Source organism: Kordia sp. (assembly GCF_965224175.1).
Taxonomy (GTDB): domain Bacteria; phylum Bacteroidota; class Bacteroidia; order Flavobacteriales; family Flavobacteriaceae; genus Kordia.
The window spans coordinates 4301422-4318905 of the sequence record NZ_OZ245041.1 but is presented as its reverse complement, the minus strand read 5'-3'; the positions used below and the strand labels follow the sequence as shown (position 1 = coordinate 4318905).

The 17484-nt window shown below is 32.7% G+C and carries 14 protein-coding genes; 8 read left to right on the top strand and 6 right to left on the bottom strand.

Annotated features, from left to right (window positions below; translation table 11 throughout):
• Nucleotides 1-130: 130 nt before the first annotated feature.
• Genes thrA through ACOQOS_RS18720 form a run of 3 tightly spaced genes read right to left on the bottom strand, consistent with a single transcriptional unit; the run spans nt 131 to nt 4856 of the window.
• Nucleotides 131-2533 carry a bifunctional aspartate kinase/homoserine dehydrogenase I gene (gene thrA / locus ACOQOS_RS18730; RefSeq protein ID WP_420572001.1) on the bottom strand — a complete coding sequence of 801 codons (2403 nt, stop codon included), beginning with the start codon at nt 2531-2533 and terminating at the stop codon, nt 131-133.
• Between the two features lie 24 nt (nt 2534-2557).
• On the bottom strand, nt 2558-3550 hold the full coding sequence (locus ACOQOS_RS18725; RefSeq protein WP_420572000.1) for an alpha/beta fold hydrolase: 993 nt from the start codon (nt 3548-3550) through the stop codon (nt 2558-2560).
• Nucleotides 3551-3560: 10 nt separating this feature from the next.
• A complete protein-coding gene (locus tag ACOQOS_RS18720) occupies nt 3561-4856 on the bottom strand; it encodes an O-acetylhomoserine aminocarboxypropyltransferase/cysteine synthase family protein (RefSeq protein WP_420571999.1) in 1296 nt (431 codons plus the stop codon).
• A 783-nt stretch (nt 4857-5639) separates the two neighbouring features.
• On the opposite strand from ACOQOS_RS18720, the gene metK reads away from it, so the two are divergent.
• Nucleotides 5640-6896 (top strand): methionine adenosyltransferase, encoded by a 1257-nt coding sequence (gene metK / locus ACOQOS_RS18715; protein ID WP_420571998.1) that lies wholly within the window; start codon nt 5640-5642, stop codon nt 6894-6896.
• Between the two features lie 195 nt (nt 6897-7091).
• Nucleotides 7092-7700, top strand: coding sequence for a hypothetical protein (locus ACOQOS_RS18710; RefSeq protein ID WP_420571997.1), 609 nt, complete (start codon nt 7092-7094; stop codon nt 7698-7700).
• A gap of 192 nt (nt 7701-7892) precedes the next feature.
• Here the strand turns inward: ACOQOS_RS18710 and ACOQOS_RS18705 are convergent, their stop codons facing one another.
• The gene (locus ACOQOS_RS18705) at nt 7893-8465 is read right to left on the bottom strand and encodes a hypothetical protein (RefSeq protein ID WP_420571996.1); all 573 of its coding nucleotides are present in this window, start codon (nt 8463-8465) and stop codon (nt 7893-7895) included.
• 13 nt (nt 8466-8478) lie between these two features.
• Nucleotides 8479-9021, bottom strand: coding sequence for a hypothetical protein (locus tag ACOQOS_RS18700; RefSeq protein WP_420571995.1), 543 nt, complete (start codon nt 9019-9021; stop codon nt 8479-8481).
• Nucleotides 9022-9166: 145 nt separating this feature from the next.
• Between ACOQOS_RS18700 and ACOQOS_RS18695 the strand changes: the two genes are divergently transcribed.
• From ACOQOS_RS18695 to ACOQOS_RS18670, 6 genes are all read left to right on the top strand, one after another.
• Nucleotides 9167-10900: a DUF4419 domain-containing protein gene (locus tag ACOQOS_RS18695; RefSeq protein ID WP_420571994.1), complete on the top strand. Its 1734-nt coding sequence runs from the start codon at nt 9167-9169 to the stop codon at nt 10898-10900.
• 72 nt (nt 10901-10972) lie between these two features.
• Complete coding sequence (locus tag ACOQOS_RS18690; RefSeq protein WP_420571993.1) at nt 10973-11161, top strand: hypothetical protein; 189 nt, start codon at nt 10973-10975, stop codon at nt 11159-11161.
• Between the two features lie 80 nt (nt 11162-11241).
• Nucleotides 11242-12222 (top strand): Gfo/Idh/MocA family protein, encoded by a 981-nt coding sequence (locus ACOQOS_RS18685; protein WP_420571992.1) that lies wholly within the window; start codon nt 11242-11244, stop codon nt 12220-12222.
• A 205-nt stretch (nt 12223-12427) separates the two neighbouring features.
• The gene (locus ACOQOS_RS18680; RefSeq protein WP_420571991.1) at nt 12428-12925 is read left to right on the top strand and encodes a hypothetical protein; all 498 of its coding nucleotides are present in this window, start codon (nt 12428-12430) and stop codon (nt 12923-12925) included.
• Between the two features lie 10 nt (nt 12926-12935).
• Nucleotides 12936-14219, top strand: a complete 1284-nt coding sequence (locus ACOQOS_RS18675; protein ID WP_420571990.1) for a paraquat-inducible protein A — start codon at nt 12936-12938, stop codon at nt 14217-14219.
• Nucleotides 14209-14661 (top strand): hypothetical protein, encoded by a 453-nt coding sequence (locus ACOQOS_RS18670; protein WP_420571989.1) that lies wholly within the window; start codon nt 14209-14211, stop codon nt 14659-14661. Before ACOQOS_RS18675 ends, ACOQOS_RS18670 begins: the two co-directional genes overlap by 11 nt.
• A gap of 105 nt (nt 14662-14766) precedes the next feature.
• On the opposite strand, the gene ACOQOS_RS18665 is transcribed toward ACOQOS_RS18670, so the two are convergent.
• On the bottom strand, nt 14767-17484 hold the full coding sequence (locus ACOQOS_RS18665; RefSeq protein WP_420571988.1) for a carboxypeptidase regulatory-like domain-containing protein: 2718 nt from the start codon (nt 17482-17484) through the stop codon (nt 14767-14769).

Here is a 17484-nt window from a genome sequence, read left to right as displayed (position 1 = left end):
TTGTTGATTCGTCAATTTGTTGATTTGTCTTTCGTGTTTTGTTCTTTGTATGTACTTTGTTTTAAAGTATTCTCGACTGCGCTCGAATTGACAATTTAAAATTCAACATTTAGCATTCAACATCTATAATTTATAATTTCTCTGTTAATCGTAAGATGTCTCCAAAAACACCTCTTGCTGTTACAGCTGCTCCAGCACCAGCTCCTTGAATTACCAAAGGTTGTTCTTTGTATGCTTCTGTATAGATTTCGAAAATAGAATCGGAACCTTTTATTTGTCCCAATGCGCTACTGCTTGGCACAGAAATTAGTTTTACTTCCAAGATTCCTGTTTCTGTAGATAAATCGCCCACATAACGCAATACATGATTTTTTTGCTGATTGGCTTTGATGAGTTTGTAAGTTTGATCTAAATCTGTGACATTTTTGTTGAATTGCGGTAAACTAATTGCCTGTAAATGTGCTGGCAATAAGTTTTGAATTGTGATATCTGAGAATTCTTTTTTCAATTCCAATTCTCTAGCAAGGATCAATAGTTTACGCGCTACATCATTTCCTGATAAATCTTCACGCGCATCGGGTTCTGTATACCCTTTTTCTGAAGCTTGTTTTAGAACAGTACTAAATTCTACATCTTCCACAGAAAAAGTATTGAACAGATAACTCAATGAGCCTGAAAATACACCTCGGATTTTATTGATTTTTTCTCCTGATTTGTGCAATAATTTTATGGTGTCAATTAATGGTAAACCAGCTCCAACATTGGTTTCGTACAAATAATTTTTTTGATGCTTTTTCAGTTCTTTTCGCAACGTATCATAAAATGAGTACTCCACTGTATTTGCAATTTTATTTGCCGAAACCAAATCGAAGCCATTACTAACTAAACTTATATAATTATGAATAAATTCCTTGCTCGCCGTAGTGTCTACAGCAATTAAATTTTCTAGATGATTGTTTTTTGCGTAATCTATGATTTGTTGTACAGTATACGCTACTTTCTCCTTTGAAAATGTTTCTTCCCAATTGTCTGCAATACCATTTTTGTCCAGATATACATGTTGTGAATCTGCCACCGCAAATACATTTAGTTTGATGTTATTTTTATCTAAAAGGTCTTTTTTACTTTGTACAATTTGATCTAATAATGTTCCGCCAACCAATCCTTTTCCAAAGACTGCAATGTTTATTTTTTTAGAAATTCCGAAGATTTGTCCGTGTATAACATTGATTGCTTTGTGTAATTGTGATTTTTTTACCACCAAACTCACATTTTTGCCCGAAACTGTATTGTTAAATAGAATTGGAACAATTTGGTTTTTGATCAACGCATTGTAGGGTTTGTGAAATTCGCTCAAATCTTGTCCTACAATAGAAATTACTGCAACATCGTCAATGATTGAGATTCTATTCACATCTTTCGTATAGAAATCATTTTCAAATTCGCGCTCCAATGCAATAATGGCTTCAGAAGCTTTTTCGGCATCAATCACCAATCCAATTCCACGTTCAGACGAACCTTGTGAAATGATACTTACATTGACATCATTTTCTCCTAATGTTTTGAAGATTCTGGCATCTACTCCTACTCTTCCTAACAAACCTCTTCCTTCTAAATTGACCAATGCTACGTTGTCCAATACTGAAATCGATTTGATTCCTTTTGTTTTTACTTTTTGAGTGATGATTGTTCCTTCATCTGAACTATTGAAGGTATTTAAAATTCGTAACGGAATGTTTTTTTCTATGAGCGGCACAATGGTTTTTGCGTGTAAAATGTTTGCTCCAAAGTTTGCCAATTCATTCGCTTCATTAAATGAGAGTTCTTCTATTTTTTTTGCATCTGATACTAGATCTGGATTAGCGGTAAAAATTCCGTCTACGTGTGTGTAGTTTTGTAATTCTTCTGCATCTAAAAAGTTAGCTAATAAAGCTGCTGTATAATTACTTCCGTTTCTGCCTAAAGTAGTGGTTTCATTATTTTTATTAGAACCAATAAATCCTGTTACAATATTTACCGTTGTCCCATTATGTGATTTGAAATGATTGATCACATTTTTACGTGAAATTACATCTAATGGACGTGCATTTCCAAAAGCGTTATCCGTTTTTATTAAGTTTCTAGCATCTGTAAAATGAGCATTTACACCTTCTTTTTTGAGTAAGTTAGTGACTAATTTTGCTGAAATAATTTCGCCTTGCGATACTACTTGATCTTTTATTTTTTCACTATAATCACCCAATAGAGAAACTCCTTGAAACAAATTTTCGAGTGTTGTAAATTCCTCTGAAAAATCCAAAGATCTATCTATTTGACTTTGGTATGTTTTGAATGCTGTTAATTGATCATGATACGATTCTTTACGCGTTGCTTTCTCTAACATTTCCAACAACTCATCTGTAGCATTTCCACGGGCAGATAATACAACTGCAATGTGTTCTTGCTGCTTTGCTTTTTCTTTTATGATTTGAATCGTAGTTTTGATTCCTTTTCCGTTAGCGAGTGATTTTCCGCCAAATTTTAAAATCTTCATAGTCTTAAATTCTTGAGTGTTGTCCTATTTTATAGATGATTTTTGAACTTGAAATATGTTTCTGAGTAACAAGCTTAATTGTCCATATTCTATTAAAAATGCGTCGTGCCCATGAATGGATTGTATTTCATCATGATACACGTTTGTTTTGACACGTTTTAATCTTCTGTATGTTTCAATATCTTCGTCTGGCGAAAAAAATATGTCACTATTGATACTGATAATGTGAATGTTTCCTGTAATTTTTGAAGCAACTTTTTCTAGTGATTCTCGTCCTCTAGTAATATCAATCGTTTTTAAAAGTTGATTCATCACTTTGTAAGCTGATAATTGATAACGCTGTTGCAATTTTTTCCCATGATGAGCCAACCAACTTTCTGTGTTAAACATTTCTTTTTCTTTATCGTATGTCCTTTGAAATTTTACTTTGAGAGAGAATGGTGTACGATAGCACAACATGGCATGAATACGGGCATCTTCAATTGGATTTTTTGAATTTTCTAGGATGCGTTCTTGCAAAAAGCAATTGCCAATTAACCAATCAGTCGATTTCCAATCGGAAGCAATTGGAATTAAATTTTGAATCAGATTTGGTTCTAAAACTGCCATTTCCCAAGCAATTCCACCTCCTAATGATCCACCAATTGCTGCAAAAAGTCTATTGATTTCTAACTGCTCTAGACCTCTGATAAAAATTTTCGCAATATCTCTGGCAACAAAATCTTTGTAGAATTTGATCAATCCTGATTCTTTTGAAAATCCATTCCCTGGAATGTCAAAACTTAAAATTTTAAAATGATTTGTATCAATGCATTTGTCATCGCCAATCAACTTATTCCACCAACCATTTTCTCCTGTAACTTCAGAATTTCCCGTCAATGCATGATTGACTAATACAACTGGTACGTCTGCACTATCCGAACCTGTAAGCTGATAACTCAACTTTAGGCTTGGATAATACGCACCGCTTTCTGTAAAGAAATCTGAAATGGTAATATGTGCTATTTTCTGTCTCAAAATATATGCTTTATGATGCTGGAATTCCCGCGGTTATTTTTTCAAATACTGTTTGTAAATCTGTTTTTAAATCTTCTACATTTTCCAATCCAACAGATAAGCGAATTAAATCTTGTGTTACACCTGTAGAAGCTTGTTGTTCCGTAGTTAACTGTTGATGTGTGGTACTTGCTGGATGAATAATGAGTGATTTTGTATCTCCAATATTAGCTAGCAATGAAAATACTTTTGTTTCGTCAGCAATACGTTTTGCCGCTTCGTAACCTGCTTTTATTCCAAAGGTTACAATTCCGCTTTGTCCTTTTGGCAAGTATTTTTCAGCTAAATCTTTATAATTACTTGTTTCTAATCCTGGGTAATTTACCCAAGCCACCGCTTCTTGTGTTTGTAACCACTTTGCTAATTCTAAGGCATTTTCACTATGTTGTTTGATACGAATTGGTAAAGTTTCCAATCCTTGAATGATTTGAAAAGCATTAAATGGACTCAGAGCTGAACCAAAATCGCGTAAACCTTCAATACGTACTTTTGCAATGAAAGCTGCCTCTTTTAATGCTTCGCTATAGACCAATCCATGATATCCTGCAGATGGTTCTGTAAATTCTGGAAACTTTCCGTTCGTCCAGTCAAAAGTTCCTGCATCTATAATTGCACCTCCTAGTGCAGTTCCGTTTCCGTTGATATATTTTGTGAGTGAGTGAATGACAATATTTGCGCCGTGTTTGATAGGATTCAATAAATATGGTGTGGCAATTGTATTGTCGACAATTAGTGGAAGTTTGTTTGCTTTGGCTTGTGCAGAAATCGCTTCTATGTCTAATACATCTAATTTTGGATTTCCTAGTGATTCAATGAAAACAGCTCTTGTGTTTTCTTGTACTGCATCTGTAAAACTGTTTGCTTCTGCTGGATCAACAAATGTAGTCGTAATTCCGAGTCTTGGCAGCGTAACATTTAATAAATTATAAGTTCCTCCATATAAACTATTGGAAGCTACAATATGATCGCCCGCTCTTAACAACGTAAGTAAGGTTGTAGCAATTGCCGAAGTTCCTGAAGCCGTAACTACAGCTGCAATTCCTCCTTCTAAAGCTGCCAAACGTTGTTCTAAAACATCATTTGTCGGGTTATTGATTCTTGTGTAAATATTACCTGGTTCTGCTAAGGCAAATAAGTTCGATGCATGATCTGAATTGTTAAACACATATGCTGTCGATTGATAAATTGGAACTGCTCTTGTACCTCCATTTTGTGTAGTGTCGTGTCCTGAATGTAATGCTTTTGTTGCGAATTGTTGTGTACTCATTTTTTTGATTTTTGTGTGTTATTATTTTTTCTGTCTTTTTGTTAATCTGTTTTTTGTTAGTTTGTTTATCTGTGAATTTGTTGATTTGTTTGTTTTTTCAACCAATAAAAAAAGGTCCTTTTGGAAGCGTATTACCAAAAGGACCTTTTTCATAAATCTAATAAATGGGTTAGTATTTATCTGGAACTTTTCGATAATAGCAAATTTGGCTACAGCACATCATGCACATAGCCATCATACAACAACACATTGTCATTGTAGTTTTAAATTCTGCTATTTGAAAAATTTGATTCATTGGTTTTTTGAAAAAAAAATTAACTTAAAATATAATCATGAAAAAAGCCTCTGCAATTGCAGAGGCTTGAATTTATTGATAGATGCTTTTTTAAAGTTAGCTAAATACAATAGTTGTCCTCTGCGGCATTTCTGCTACACATCATACAACACATCATATTTGAAACTTTAATAAACATTTTTCGTCTTTGTTTGGCACAAAGGTAAAGTCATAATTATTTAATATCCAAATGTTTTTCAAAAAAAATCTATTTTTAACAGTTTTGTAACGAAATATGAATTTATACTTTTTTGTTGTTTGTATCTAAGTAGATTTTTATACATTTGCACCTGTTTTTGAGGAAAAATTTGAACTGATTGCAACCTCAAGTCTTGAATGAGTCGAGACGTTAAAAAATGCTAAAGCAGTAATTTTCTACTTCTTTAGCCGACAAAGCAATCGCTTTTTATTTTTCTTATCATTTATAATTTTTTAAAAGAAGATTTATTATGTCATATTTTTTTACCTCTGAATCGGTTTCAGAAGGACATCCAGACAAGGTAGCAGATCAAATTTCTGATGCTTTAATTGATAATTTTTTAGCATTCGATCCTGAATCAAAAGTAGCTTGTGAAACATTAGTAACAACAGGGCAAGTTATTTTAGCTGGAGAAGTAAAATCTAACACGTATTTAGACGTACAAAAGATTGCTAGAGAAGTAGTTAATAAAATTGGCTATACAAAAAGCGAATATATGTTTGATGGGAATTCTTGTGGTGTTTTATCGGCAATTCACGAGCAATCTGAAGACATTAACAGAGGTGTTGATAGAGAAACTAAAGAAGAGCAAGGAGCTGGTGATCAAGGTATGATGTTTGGCTACGCTACTAAAGAGACTGAAAACTTAATGCCTTTAGCCTTAGATTTATCACATTTAATGTTGATTGAATTGGCTGCTTTACGAAGAGAAAACAAAGAGATTACTTACTTACGTCCAGATGCGAAAAGTCAGGTAACTATTGAGTATAATGATGATAATGTTCCTTCAAGAGTTGAAGCAATTGTAATTTCTACACAACATGATGATTTCGACGAAAGTGACGAAGTGATGTTAGCTAAAATTCGTAAGGATATCGTTGAAATTTTAATTCCACGTGTAAAGGCGAAATTGAAGCCAGAAATTCAAGCATTATTTGGAGATGATATTAAATATCACATTAACCCAACTGGAAAGTTTGTAATTGGTGGACCACACGGAGATACTGGATTGACAGGTAGAAAGATTATTGTAGATACATACGGAGGAAAAGGTGCTCACGGTGGTGGAGCTTTTTCTGGAAAAGATCCAAGTAAAGTAGATAGAAGTGCTGCGTATGCAACACGTCACGTAGCTAAGAATTTAGTAGCTGCTGGAGTTGCTGATGAAATTTTAGTACAAGTTTCATATGCAATTGGAGTTGTAGAACCTATGGGAATTTTTGTTGATACTTACGGAACTGCAAAAGTTAATTTAACTGATGGAGAAATTGCTGAAAAAGTAAAAGAAGTATTTGATATGCGTCCTGCAGCAATTGAGAGTCGTTTAAAATTACGTACACCAATGTACAGCGAAACGGCTGCTTACGGACATATGGGACGTAAAAACGAAGTTGTTTCTAAAACATTCGTTACTCCTTATGGTGAAAGCAAAACCTTGGATGTTGAGTTATTTACTTGGGAAAAATTAGATTACGTAGACAACGTAAAAACAGCTTTCGGATTGTAAGATTCTGAGCTTAGTTATATATTAAAAAAGTCGCTTCTATTGCTATGGAAGCGGCTTTTTGTATGTATATCAGTTTCGTTTAGAATAAAATAGTATCTTTAGCCTAGCTACATTCATTAAATTATCAAATAATTTAAACCTTTAAAAAGATTGATTTCGTTCTGAAATACAGTCAAAAAATGTATTATACTTACTATGAAAAAAATACTATTGATGTTCTCGCTTTTGATGAGTACATATACAATACATGCCCAATTCTCAGAAAATCATGCTATTTATGGAACTACAGGATTAGACTTTGGAAATTACTTTGGAGCTAATTTTGGATTGAATTATACTTATCAAGAAAAATATTCTTTTCGACTAGAAGGAACTATACGCGCTCGAAGTTCGGCATCTGAACCCGATGATTTTAGTGTTGGAATTGGAAGAGCGCTTTCGCTAGGTTTAGCAGGACCTTATGACAATATACGAACGACACAATTGTTGGTTGGTAGAATTTACAAACTGAATCCAAAAGGCACCATCCGACTCAACATATCAGTTGGAGTTGGCTTCGCAACGATTAGTCAACCTGAAAATTGGCAAAGAGCTGATCATTTTCTTTTCTTTGGTGATAACTATACTTGGGATACTTATAAATATAATACTATAAACTTTATCATTAGTCCTAAAATAGAATTTCCATTTACACGACATTATGGTCTCACACTTTCACCTATGGTACAGATAAATAAAGGACGAACGTATGTAGGTATTGGTATAGAACACATGTTTGGATTGCTACGGAAACGAAATAAATAGCATTGAGTTCATAAAAAAAACCGTCTCTTTGTTTTATAGAAACGGTTTTTTATCGTTAAACATAACCTGATACACTGGCATTGTTTTTTAATAGCACTCAAAATTGCAGAATAGCATTCATAATTTTAAAAAAAATAGCATCAAGTGAACTTTTTTTGGTAAGAACACCATTATTTGAAGCACCAAAAGACATTATTCACAGTTTTTATTGTAATAATTAATAAGAGTTTCTAAACGTACCTTGTCGCGTTCTTCTTTATCTAAGAATTTTTCAAAAAAAACACTGCATTTACTTAACTCAGATATCAATTCTTCATATTCTTTTGTGGTTCTAACATATCCGTAATATGTATCACTAATCACAAAAGGCGTATTTCTCCAATTTGTAGGATCGTGTTCATATAATTTTACCTTTCCTTTGTTGATGATAACGTCCATTGCTGTATACGAAATTGGATTGTTTGGTGTTAGCATAACCATTTCTTCTACATAAAAATCGCGTGCTTTACGGTAATGGTGTAATTGATATATTTCATCATATGGAAATATTACTTTTTCACCATTGATTTTCTTTACGTGTATGTATCCTATTTTATTATATTTCCTTGAAAAACGAATTTTCTTAGTATATATGGTATCTTGATTTTTTAATACAATGAAACTACTTTCGGATAAATTTGGCGTTTGTCTATTTGATATTGAAGCACAACCATAAAGAATACAAAGTATACATACATTCCATACTATTTTGAAGTTGATTTTCATATGTTCTAGTGTTTTATTCACAATGTGCATTGTAGTACATGATTAATTTTTTGAGTTCTTTTTTACGACGTTGTTTCCTTTCGGTGAATTTTTCACGAAATGCTTGACATTTGTCCATGGCTTTAAGTACTTTTTTATGCCGAAAACCATTTGCATATCCATAATATATATCACTAACTACAAAGGGTAAATCGGGACGAAATCCAGGATCATGTAGATACAAACGCATTTTTCCCTGATTGATGATAATGTCCATTTCTTGGTGAGTATCTCTATATGTAGGATCTTCTTCTACAATTTCTTGAACGACTTTTCTATTTTTTCGATCATAATAATGTACTTGATATATTTGATCGTACTTATACTTTTTTTCTTGACTATTTTCTCCTTGTCCGTTTTTGACAACTACCCAACCAAGATTTGAGAAACGTTTCGTTCCTGCTATATGATCACCATAAATGGTATCTTTTGTATTGAGAATGATAAAACTCTTTTTTCGTTCTGAGATTGGTAAAGATGTACACGAAATACTAATGAGATAGAGAATACTACTCAACAGCACAAATTTTAGCCTATGACACATTGTTGTTTTTTGTTTTAAAATTAGAAAAGTTAGTCATGCTAAAACATACGATGTTTTGCGTAGTTTTTTAGGATACTATAAAAATCATAACTTTGAAGTTTTCCAATTGATTACATTCATGATGACCACCAAAACCGAAAATTCGATCATTTTTGATATCGAAACACTAGAGCGACCAACAAAATTAGTAGATGAAAAAGTATTTAGTGAGATTGTACAAACCTTTTCTTCAAAAATAGAATACTTACCAAATGCTGACGAAAAGTTAATTTCTGGCGGATATCACTCTTTTTTGTATGGTTTATATTTAGCTTATTCTGAGCATAGACCTTTTACGCTTTCGCCAGATATGATTTGGCTTCTAGTTTTACAGGGAATATCTAATCATGTAAATTTTTCACATAAAACTAAAGAAGATCTTTTTCCTCAGTTGACAGAAAAAAAGACGCTCAGCATTAGAAATGACAAGATCATTCTTGGAAATCCTGATAGTCCTTGGCATGAAACAACCTCAACATTTAGCGATGAAATAGAAAATATTGTCGGTTCGGAGATGATTTCTGAATTACGCGCTGATTTTAGCACTACAAATCTTGCCTCTAAAGTGGTTAGTGAAATTACAATCATGGATGCGTTTAAAGCGTATTTTGAATATGAAATAGCCGTTTGTATTTGTGGAATTCCCGAAATGAAACTAGAAGGTTCTGCTGCAGATTGGAATAAAATGTTAGACAAACTAAACGTTTTAAACAAATACAATATGACTTGGTGGTATGATGATTTACAACCTATCATTACTAACATTAAACAAACTGCAGAAGGAACTATTGACAATGATTTTTGGATGCAGATTTTTAAAGTTCACACTATCGATGATTATGGAGAACCTAAATGTATTGATGGTTGGATTACAAAGTTTTTCCCATACAATCGTCAAGGAGAAAGAATCGATTTAAGAACCGTTCACGGTTTGAATGTAGAAAGTATTTTTGAAGAATTGCCAAAGCAAATTGCAACTGTAAATTTTAAACATCTACTCTGTGGTGTTGATGGCACTATTTTAGAAGAAACTCCGATGGAATATTGGGGCGGATTTACCGGAATTATGCAAGAACACGACACGCAATTTCTAAAACCACAAATCAATTGGTTTATCAGTCATCAAACAAAAGAGTTTGAAAAAGAAATTGATCCTGAAATAGAGAATCATGAATTTTATACTCCTTCTCGGAAATACTACAACTTAGTTGAAATTCCTGAAGAAGTTTTCGATGAACCTAAATGGATGTCATTGAGATTAAGTTTTAGAGGTAACGTAATTATTCCTGAGAAATTCAAAGAACTAAAAATTAGTTTGCTTATTATTAATGGAACAATTGACGAAGATACAATTGAACGCTTAAAATCATACTTTGATTCTGAACAAACAAGTATCTATATAAATGATAAGACTTTGTATAAAAAAGATGAAATTCCAGTCGATTACGAAACTCAATTAATAAATATCAAAAAAAATTACACGACTGCTATTGAGAGTTTACAACCTAAAGAAGGCATAATGTTAATGATTGTTGAGAACCTTCAGAAGGAAGCAATTGAACATCAAAATCAAAACTTTTCAGAAGTACATCACAAAGCATTAATTGATTATTTGAAAGAGAATTTAATTAATGGAACATTGTTCGACGATGATGAAATTAAAAAAATTAATTTGACCCTAAAACGATTGGCAATCAGAAAAACTCCTTGTATCCAGGAAGAAAAATATAATTACTTAAGAAATAGAATTGTAGATTTTTATGTGCTTTACGGTTCTGTTGTAGAGACAGAAAAACTTGATTTTATACTTTAACATGTAAATTTTAACATAAAAAAACGTAATAAATCTATCTAAGAGAATACTAACAGTACAAAAATTACACATATGCATCCACCAGAACGTAATAAAGGTATTCTATTAATTGTTTTAGGAATTTTATTCATCTCCGTTTCACAAGTCATTTCACACTACATAAAAGTTTCAGACTTTATAAGCGGTTTGTGTAAAGGTGTCGGAATTGGAATCTTAATAATCACTATTTTAAGATTTATTCGCCCAAAGAGATTAACATAAAAAGTGTTCATAAAGTAAATTTACTACTATATAAACATTAGATATTTCCCTATTTTTGAATGCATTCAAAATTGAAAAACATGTCAAAAAAAGTTCATTGGGGAATTATAGGATTAGGGAAAATTGCCATTAATTTTGCTACCGATTTACAACTTTCTGAAACAGCTATACTTCATGGAGTTGCCTCTAGAAGTCAAAAAAAAGCGACTATTTTCGCTAAAAAATATAACGCGAATAAAGCTTATGACTCCTATGAAGCGCTCGCCAACGATCCTGAAATTGATGTCATTTATATTGCCACACCACATGTGTTTCATTACGAAAATACCTTATTGTGTCTACAAAAAGGCAAAGCAGTTTTGTGTGAGAAACCCATGGGAATCAACTCAAAACAAGTGCAAACAATGATTCAAGAAGCAAAATCGCGAAAGCTATTTTTGATGGAAGCTATTTGGACACGTTTTATGCCTTCTTATAAAAAAGTACTAGAACTTTTAGACGCGCAAACCATCGGCGATATTATCAGCGTGCATGCAGATTTTGGATTTCTTGGAAAATTCGATCCAGAAAGTCGTTTATACAACAAAGATTTAGCTGGCGGATCTTTGTTAGATATTGGACTCTACCCTATTTTTTTAAGTCTATTAGTATTAGGAATTCCTACCGATATAAAAGCAATGGCACGTATGACAGAAACTGATGTTGATAGTTTTTGCTCGATGTTATTCAGCTACAAAAACGGAGAAAAAGCCATCTTAGAATCTACTATAGAAGTTGATACACCTACAGAAGCATTCATTCACGGTACAAAAGGTTCTATAAAACTACATCGCCGTTTTCATCATGCTGGCACCATCACTTTATACAAAGACGGACAAGAAACTATTTTTGAACTTCCACATGCAGGAATTGGCTATATTCATGAAATTGAAGAAGTAAACGCTTGTATTTTGAATGGTGAAACGGAAAGTGAAAAACTACCGTTAGAATTTAGTCAAAACTTAATTGAAATTATTGATCGCGTGAAGTCGGAAATTGGTTTAAAGTATTCCGCTGATTAGATAAAAAAACTACTATTTGACGCTTTTTTAGTCAAAATTGATTGTTTTTCGGTAAAATTCTGCTGTTTTCAAGACTAAAAGTATTTCTTACTATATTTTAAATTATCTTGAGAACGTATAAATGATTCATGCTTGAAACAAATTCAACGATGATTCGTCTTATATACGTAAAACCAAAATATAGCATTAACACCAGTTTTTTAAATTGAATACCATTTCTATTGAAACATACCGAAACGAGTACACGGGAAACAATTATTACGGAATTTTAATTGATGGTATTTCTTTGGAAGAACATGCTCTAAAAAATAGTTTCAAAGACATTATTCCTGGTTTGGTATCTACATTTTTAAATTGGTTAGACGATCCGCAAGAACAAAAAATTGTTTGGGAACGCGCTTTGCCAGAACCATATACAAAAACAAACTTACCTATTTTGATGTGTGGTGACGATCTTGATCTTTGGTGTACCGTAATTATTGCCGAAGTAGAGACTGACGACGATTATGTGTATTGGAATAAAATTGGTCATGATGTTGGTGATGACAAAAACATGCCAGCTTCTATTGGCACAACTGTAGATTGGTTTTCAGGCGAAACATTAGTATTTAAAAGAAAGGAGTATGAGTCTGTATTGAAGTCTTTTAAAAAATATCTCGATCGTTCATACGAAGGAAAATTATATCAAGAAATTTCAAGCTAAATCATAGATTGTGCGCAAAGAACTCATCTCAAATATCGTTTTAGTTGTATTACTTATTGCAATCAGTATTTCTGCATTTGTTACGTATTCATTTGAAAATGAAAGAAGAAGTAAAAAAGCAGATCTCATTGAGCTTTCTGATATTAAATACGGAATGTTCAATGTAGATGCTTGGGAAGAACAATTTGCTGAAATCATTACCAAAAAATTGAAAGAACTTAAACTTTCTGGCGACGACCGAAAAGAGGCACGTACAAAGATTGAAACTTTCTTATATGAATCTATTGATAAGTTTGAAATTGCTTATAAAGCTGAAAATGATCGCAAAGCAAACTACGGATTTTCATTGCGAAATTTAGGCGCTGACTATTTTGAAATTTTTGGTCAACTAAAAGAGCATGTTCCAGTCATTACAGAAGATATCCTTGATTTCCTTGAAGATGAAGAGAATCGAAAAAATATCAAAGCGTATATTTTAAAACAAATCAACTCGTATACGGAAGGTACTTTTGCAAAAATTAACTACACAAAATACAATCACATTTTAGCTAATTATAATGCTAGTAATGGAGAAGATTGCAAAGCTACTATCAGCAAAGAATTAATGATTATAAACGGCATACAAAATACGACAAACACGATCTTACTAATTGCATTTATTGGTATTGTTTTGATAATTTTATTCAACAAAAAACAATCTAAATTCAAGAATACGATATACATTTTAGCGGCAATTCACGCACTGGTTTTGGGTGTTTTTCTTCCAATGATTGCTATTGATGCGCGCATTTCTTCTATGGATTTACAACTTATGGGCGAATCTATTTCGTTTACAGATCAAGTGTTGTATTACAAAAGTAAAAGCATCATGGAAGTTTCTAGTGTGATGCTTTCTCAGGGAAAAATTAAAGTACTACTGGTAGGTATTTTAGTCGTATTGTTTAGCGTGATTTTCCCAATTTCAAAATTGATTTCAAGTATTTTATACGTTTATAAACCTTCGTTAAAGAACAATAAAATCATTCGGTTTTTAGTCTTTAAAAGCGGAAAATGGTCAATGGCAGATGTCATGGTTGTTGCAATTTTTATGGCATATATTGGCTTTACAGGAATTATTTCAAGTCAACTCGGACAATTGGAAAACAGCATTCAAGATTTAGAGATTCTCACTACCAACAAATCTGAACTGCTAAACGGTTTCTTTTTCTTTATGGGATTTGTTATTTTGAGTATATTTATCTCACAAAGTCTTCAAAAGGCAACAAAAATCAATCTTTCTTCACATGAAAATTGAACACTACAAATCAGAAGGTATTAATTTTACATTTCATGTTCGAAAAAATACTGCAGCGCCATGTCCGCATTGCGGAATTCCTGCCTGTGGTAAAGAAGATATTCTTTGGTATAAAGATGAAGGTAAACGAATTGCAATTATTTATGACGGAAGCAATCTTGATATGTTGATTGAAGATTTTTTAACCCAAAATAACCATCAGATAGATTATTCTGAACTTCCAGATTTCATAAGAGCGCATAATGAACTTCGCGATTGGGCAGATTTTGATAGTCTTCATGGATATCCGCTTGATATTGATGATTTTTTAGTCTGTTTAACATTACTTTTCACTGTCAGGTCTTTAGAAAAATGGAACCTCCAAGAAGAACTTGAAAACATGAAACAATTAGCATTGGAAGCGAAATCAAAAAACACTACACTCAAAATTGCTAGAAGCTGATTTTTTTAGATTGAGAATCTTTCCACATCATATAAAACAACGTATCATTACCATAAAAAAAGCCTTTCCAAAACGGAAAGGCCTTTGTGTAGCTATTCAATAAACTTATAAATTATATTTTATTCCAAAAATGAGATAACGCGGCTGAATAAAATATTCGCTCGTACTCGTAAGGAAGTTATTTGAATTATCTTGATTTAATGATTTTGTATTCAGCAAATTGGTTCCGCTTACTGAATATTCCCATTGACTGTCTTTTTTCTGATACGATAATTCTGCTTTTAAGAAGTTGTAACTATTGATAGTTCGTTCTTCATTTTTGTAATTGAAATACGAATAATCAGCAGTAAAAATAAAGCTCTTTAAGAAATACGCATCTACATTTACAAACGGACTGCTTGTAATGAAACGATTGGAATTATTTCCTTGATCGTATTCGTTAATTGATAGATTGTACCCAACTTCGATGTTTGGTGCGTTTCTAAAGTTTGTACTTACTCGTGTTTGATACGATTGTGTAAAAGATTCGTTGACACTTCGATTTCCGTTGATTTCTTGTGTAAATTTTGATAAAGAAACTGTTCCGCCAACAGATGCTTTTATTTTTCCGAATGTACGTTCAAATCGACCGTTTGCTGAGAATGTTTCATCTGCAAAGTTAGAGTTAAAAGGCGTAGAAACACTGTTAGTACTTAAAATATCTGGATCTCCTGGATTTGCTCCTGGAATCGTTAAGAATTGCGAACGATTTCGAATTGGATCTACTCTTTTATTGTAATTCACAAACGCAAATATGTTGGTGTAATTGAACAGATTGAAACTAAAGTAACTCAAATTTAAATTGTGCGACAATGCATTTTCTAGTTGTCTATTTCCTCTAAATAATGAATTGTAATTATTAAAAACCAATCCTTCTGCCAAGTTATTTACATCTGTAAAATCTGTTTGCATTTGGTAATTAAAATTAATCGTCTCCGAGTTTTTCAGTTGTACCAAAATATTCATGTCTGGTAAAAAACGTGTAAAAGTTTCTTTGAACTCAGAATCAAATTGTGTGTTTTTTGTGCTGTACGCATGTGCTGTAATTCCTGGTGTAAACGTGAATTTTCCAGATTTTATTTTATAATGCAATCCAAGATATGTATCACTAAAATTATATGTTACATCATTGATTACCGTTTGTTGTGGCGCAGCTAAAGGCAACTTGCTTCCACTGTCTAACAACTGAAAGATTTCCGAATTAAATTCTTGCGTACTTAGTGTTGTTCCTGCCATAATGTTGATATTGCTTTTTTGATTCAACACATACCAATAATCCAATCGTGCATCTAGTTTGTTTGTTTCTACGCGTTTATCTTGAGCAATATCTAAGAATGATTGCGCAGTATTTAAATCTAGTACATCTGTGAAACGGAATTGTTCACTTTGTGCCAATCGTGCGTTGTAAAAAGGATCTTCGTTTTGCAATAAATGCTGTGCTTCAAACGCAAATATATGATTGTCATTTAATGTATAATAATAATTTAAATTTTGATTTAAGCTGAATGGATTCTGCGACTGACGTTCGTCAATATTTCCTAATAAAGACGAAAAGAAATCCTGTGTTTCTGTTTGTTGCGATACTTTTGAAAACACATCGTAATCCAATTGGTTATTTGCATTTGGTTTATAACTAGAGCTCAACTTGAATAATCCTAAATCACTTTTTTGTCGTGTTGTTGTCGTTGTGATTTCGTCAGGTGTACTTTCATCAATGTAATTATTGATACTGTTTTCTTGCAATTCTGTTCGCGAACCTGAATAAATCGCAAAACCGCTGATATCCCAAGTTTTTTTCGGAGAATAACTAAAGTTTGCAGCTCCAAATTTTGAATCTATCGCTTTGGCTCTATTGTTTCGCAAGGTTAAAAATCCAATATCACTAGAAGCGACATTAAAATTAGTCCCTGTATTTCTTCCTGCACCTCTAAATCCACCAGAAAATTTAAAATAGTCACGTCGTGTAAACGGAATTGAACCTATATTATTAAAATCAGTAATGATGTTAACACTATACTTCGGACTGTAGTAAAATAACCTTGGATTTGCTACATAGCGTTCTTCTGGACCTAATCCACCTGTGATTTCACCAAACCAGAAGTTTTTCTTTCCTTCTTTCAGTTTAATATTAATCATCACATTATCTTGATCGTTCCCAAGACCTTTTAACTGTGAGACTTCATTGCTGTTTTTTAATACTTCTACCTTATCAATAGCATCTGCAGGGATATTTTTGGTTGCCAATTTACTATCGCCATCAAAAAAGTCTTTTCCTTCTACCATGACTTTAGTTACGTCTTTTCCTTCTACTTTTATTTCGCCTTCATCATCGACCTCAACGCCGGGTAATTTTTTTAGCACATCGCCCAGTTTTTTCTCGGAACCGTTTTTAAAGGAATCCGCATTATATACAATTGTATCTCCTTTAATGGTTACTGGCATTTCATAGGTAAGTTCTACAGCTTGCAATTCATTATCGGCTTTGAGTACAAAATCTTTTGTTACATCTGCTTCTTTGGTTGTTATAGAATCGTTTATCGTAGCCAAACCTATAAAACTTACCTTAATTGCATAGGTTGTATTTTTTTTGAGCGCCAGTCGAAAACGACCTTCATTATTTGTAATTCCGTATGATTCTAATGTATTCGTTGTTTTGTTCAATGCTATTACATTGGCGAGTTCCAAAGGTTTTCCCACTGTATCTTTTACGACGCCTTCAAATTTAATTTGGGCAATAGTAGCCTGTGCCGTGAAACACAGCAGTAACAATAATATATTTTTCAT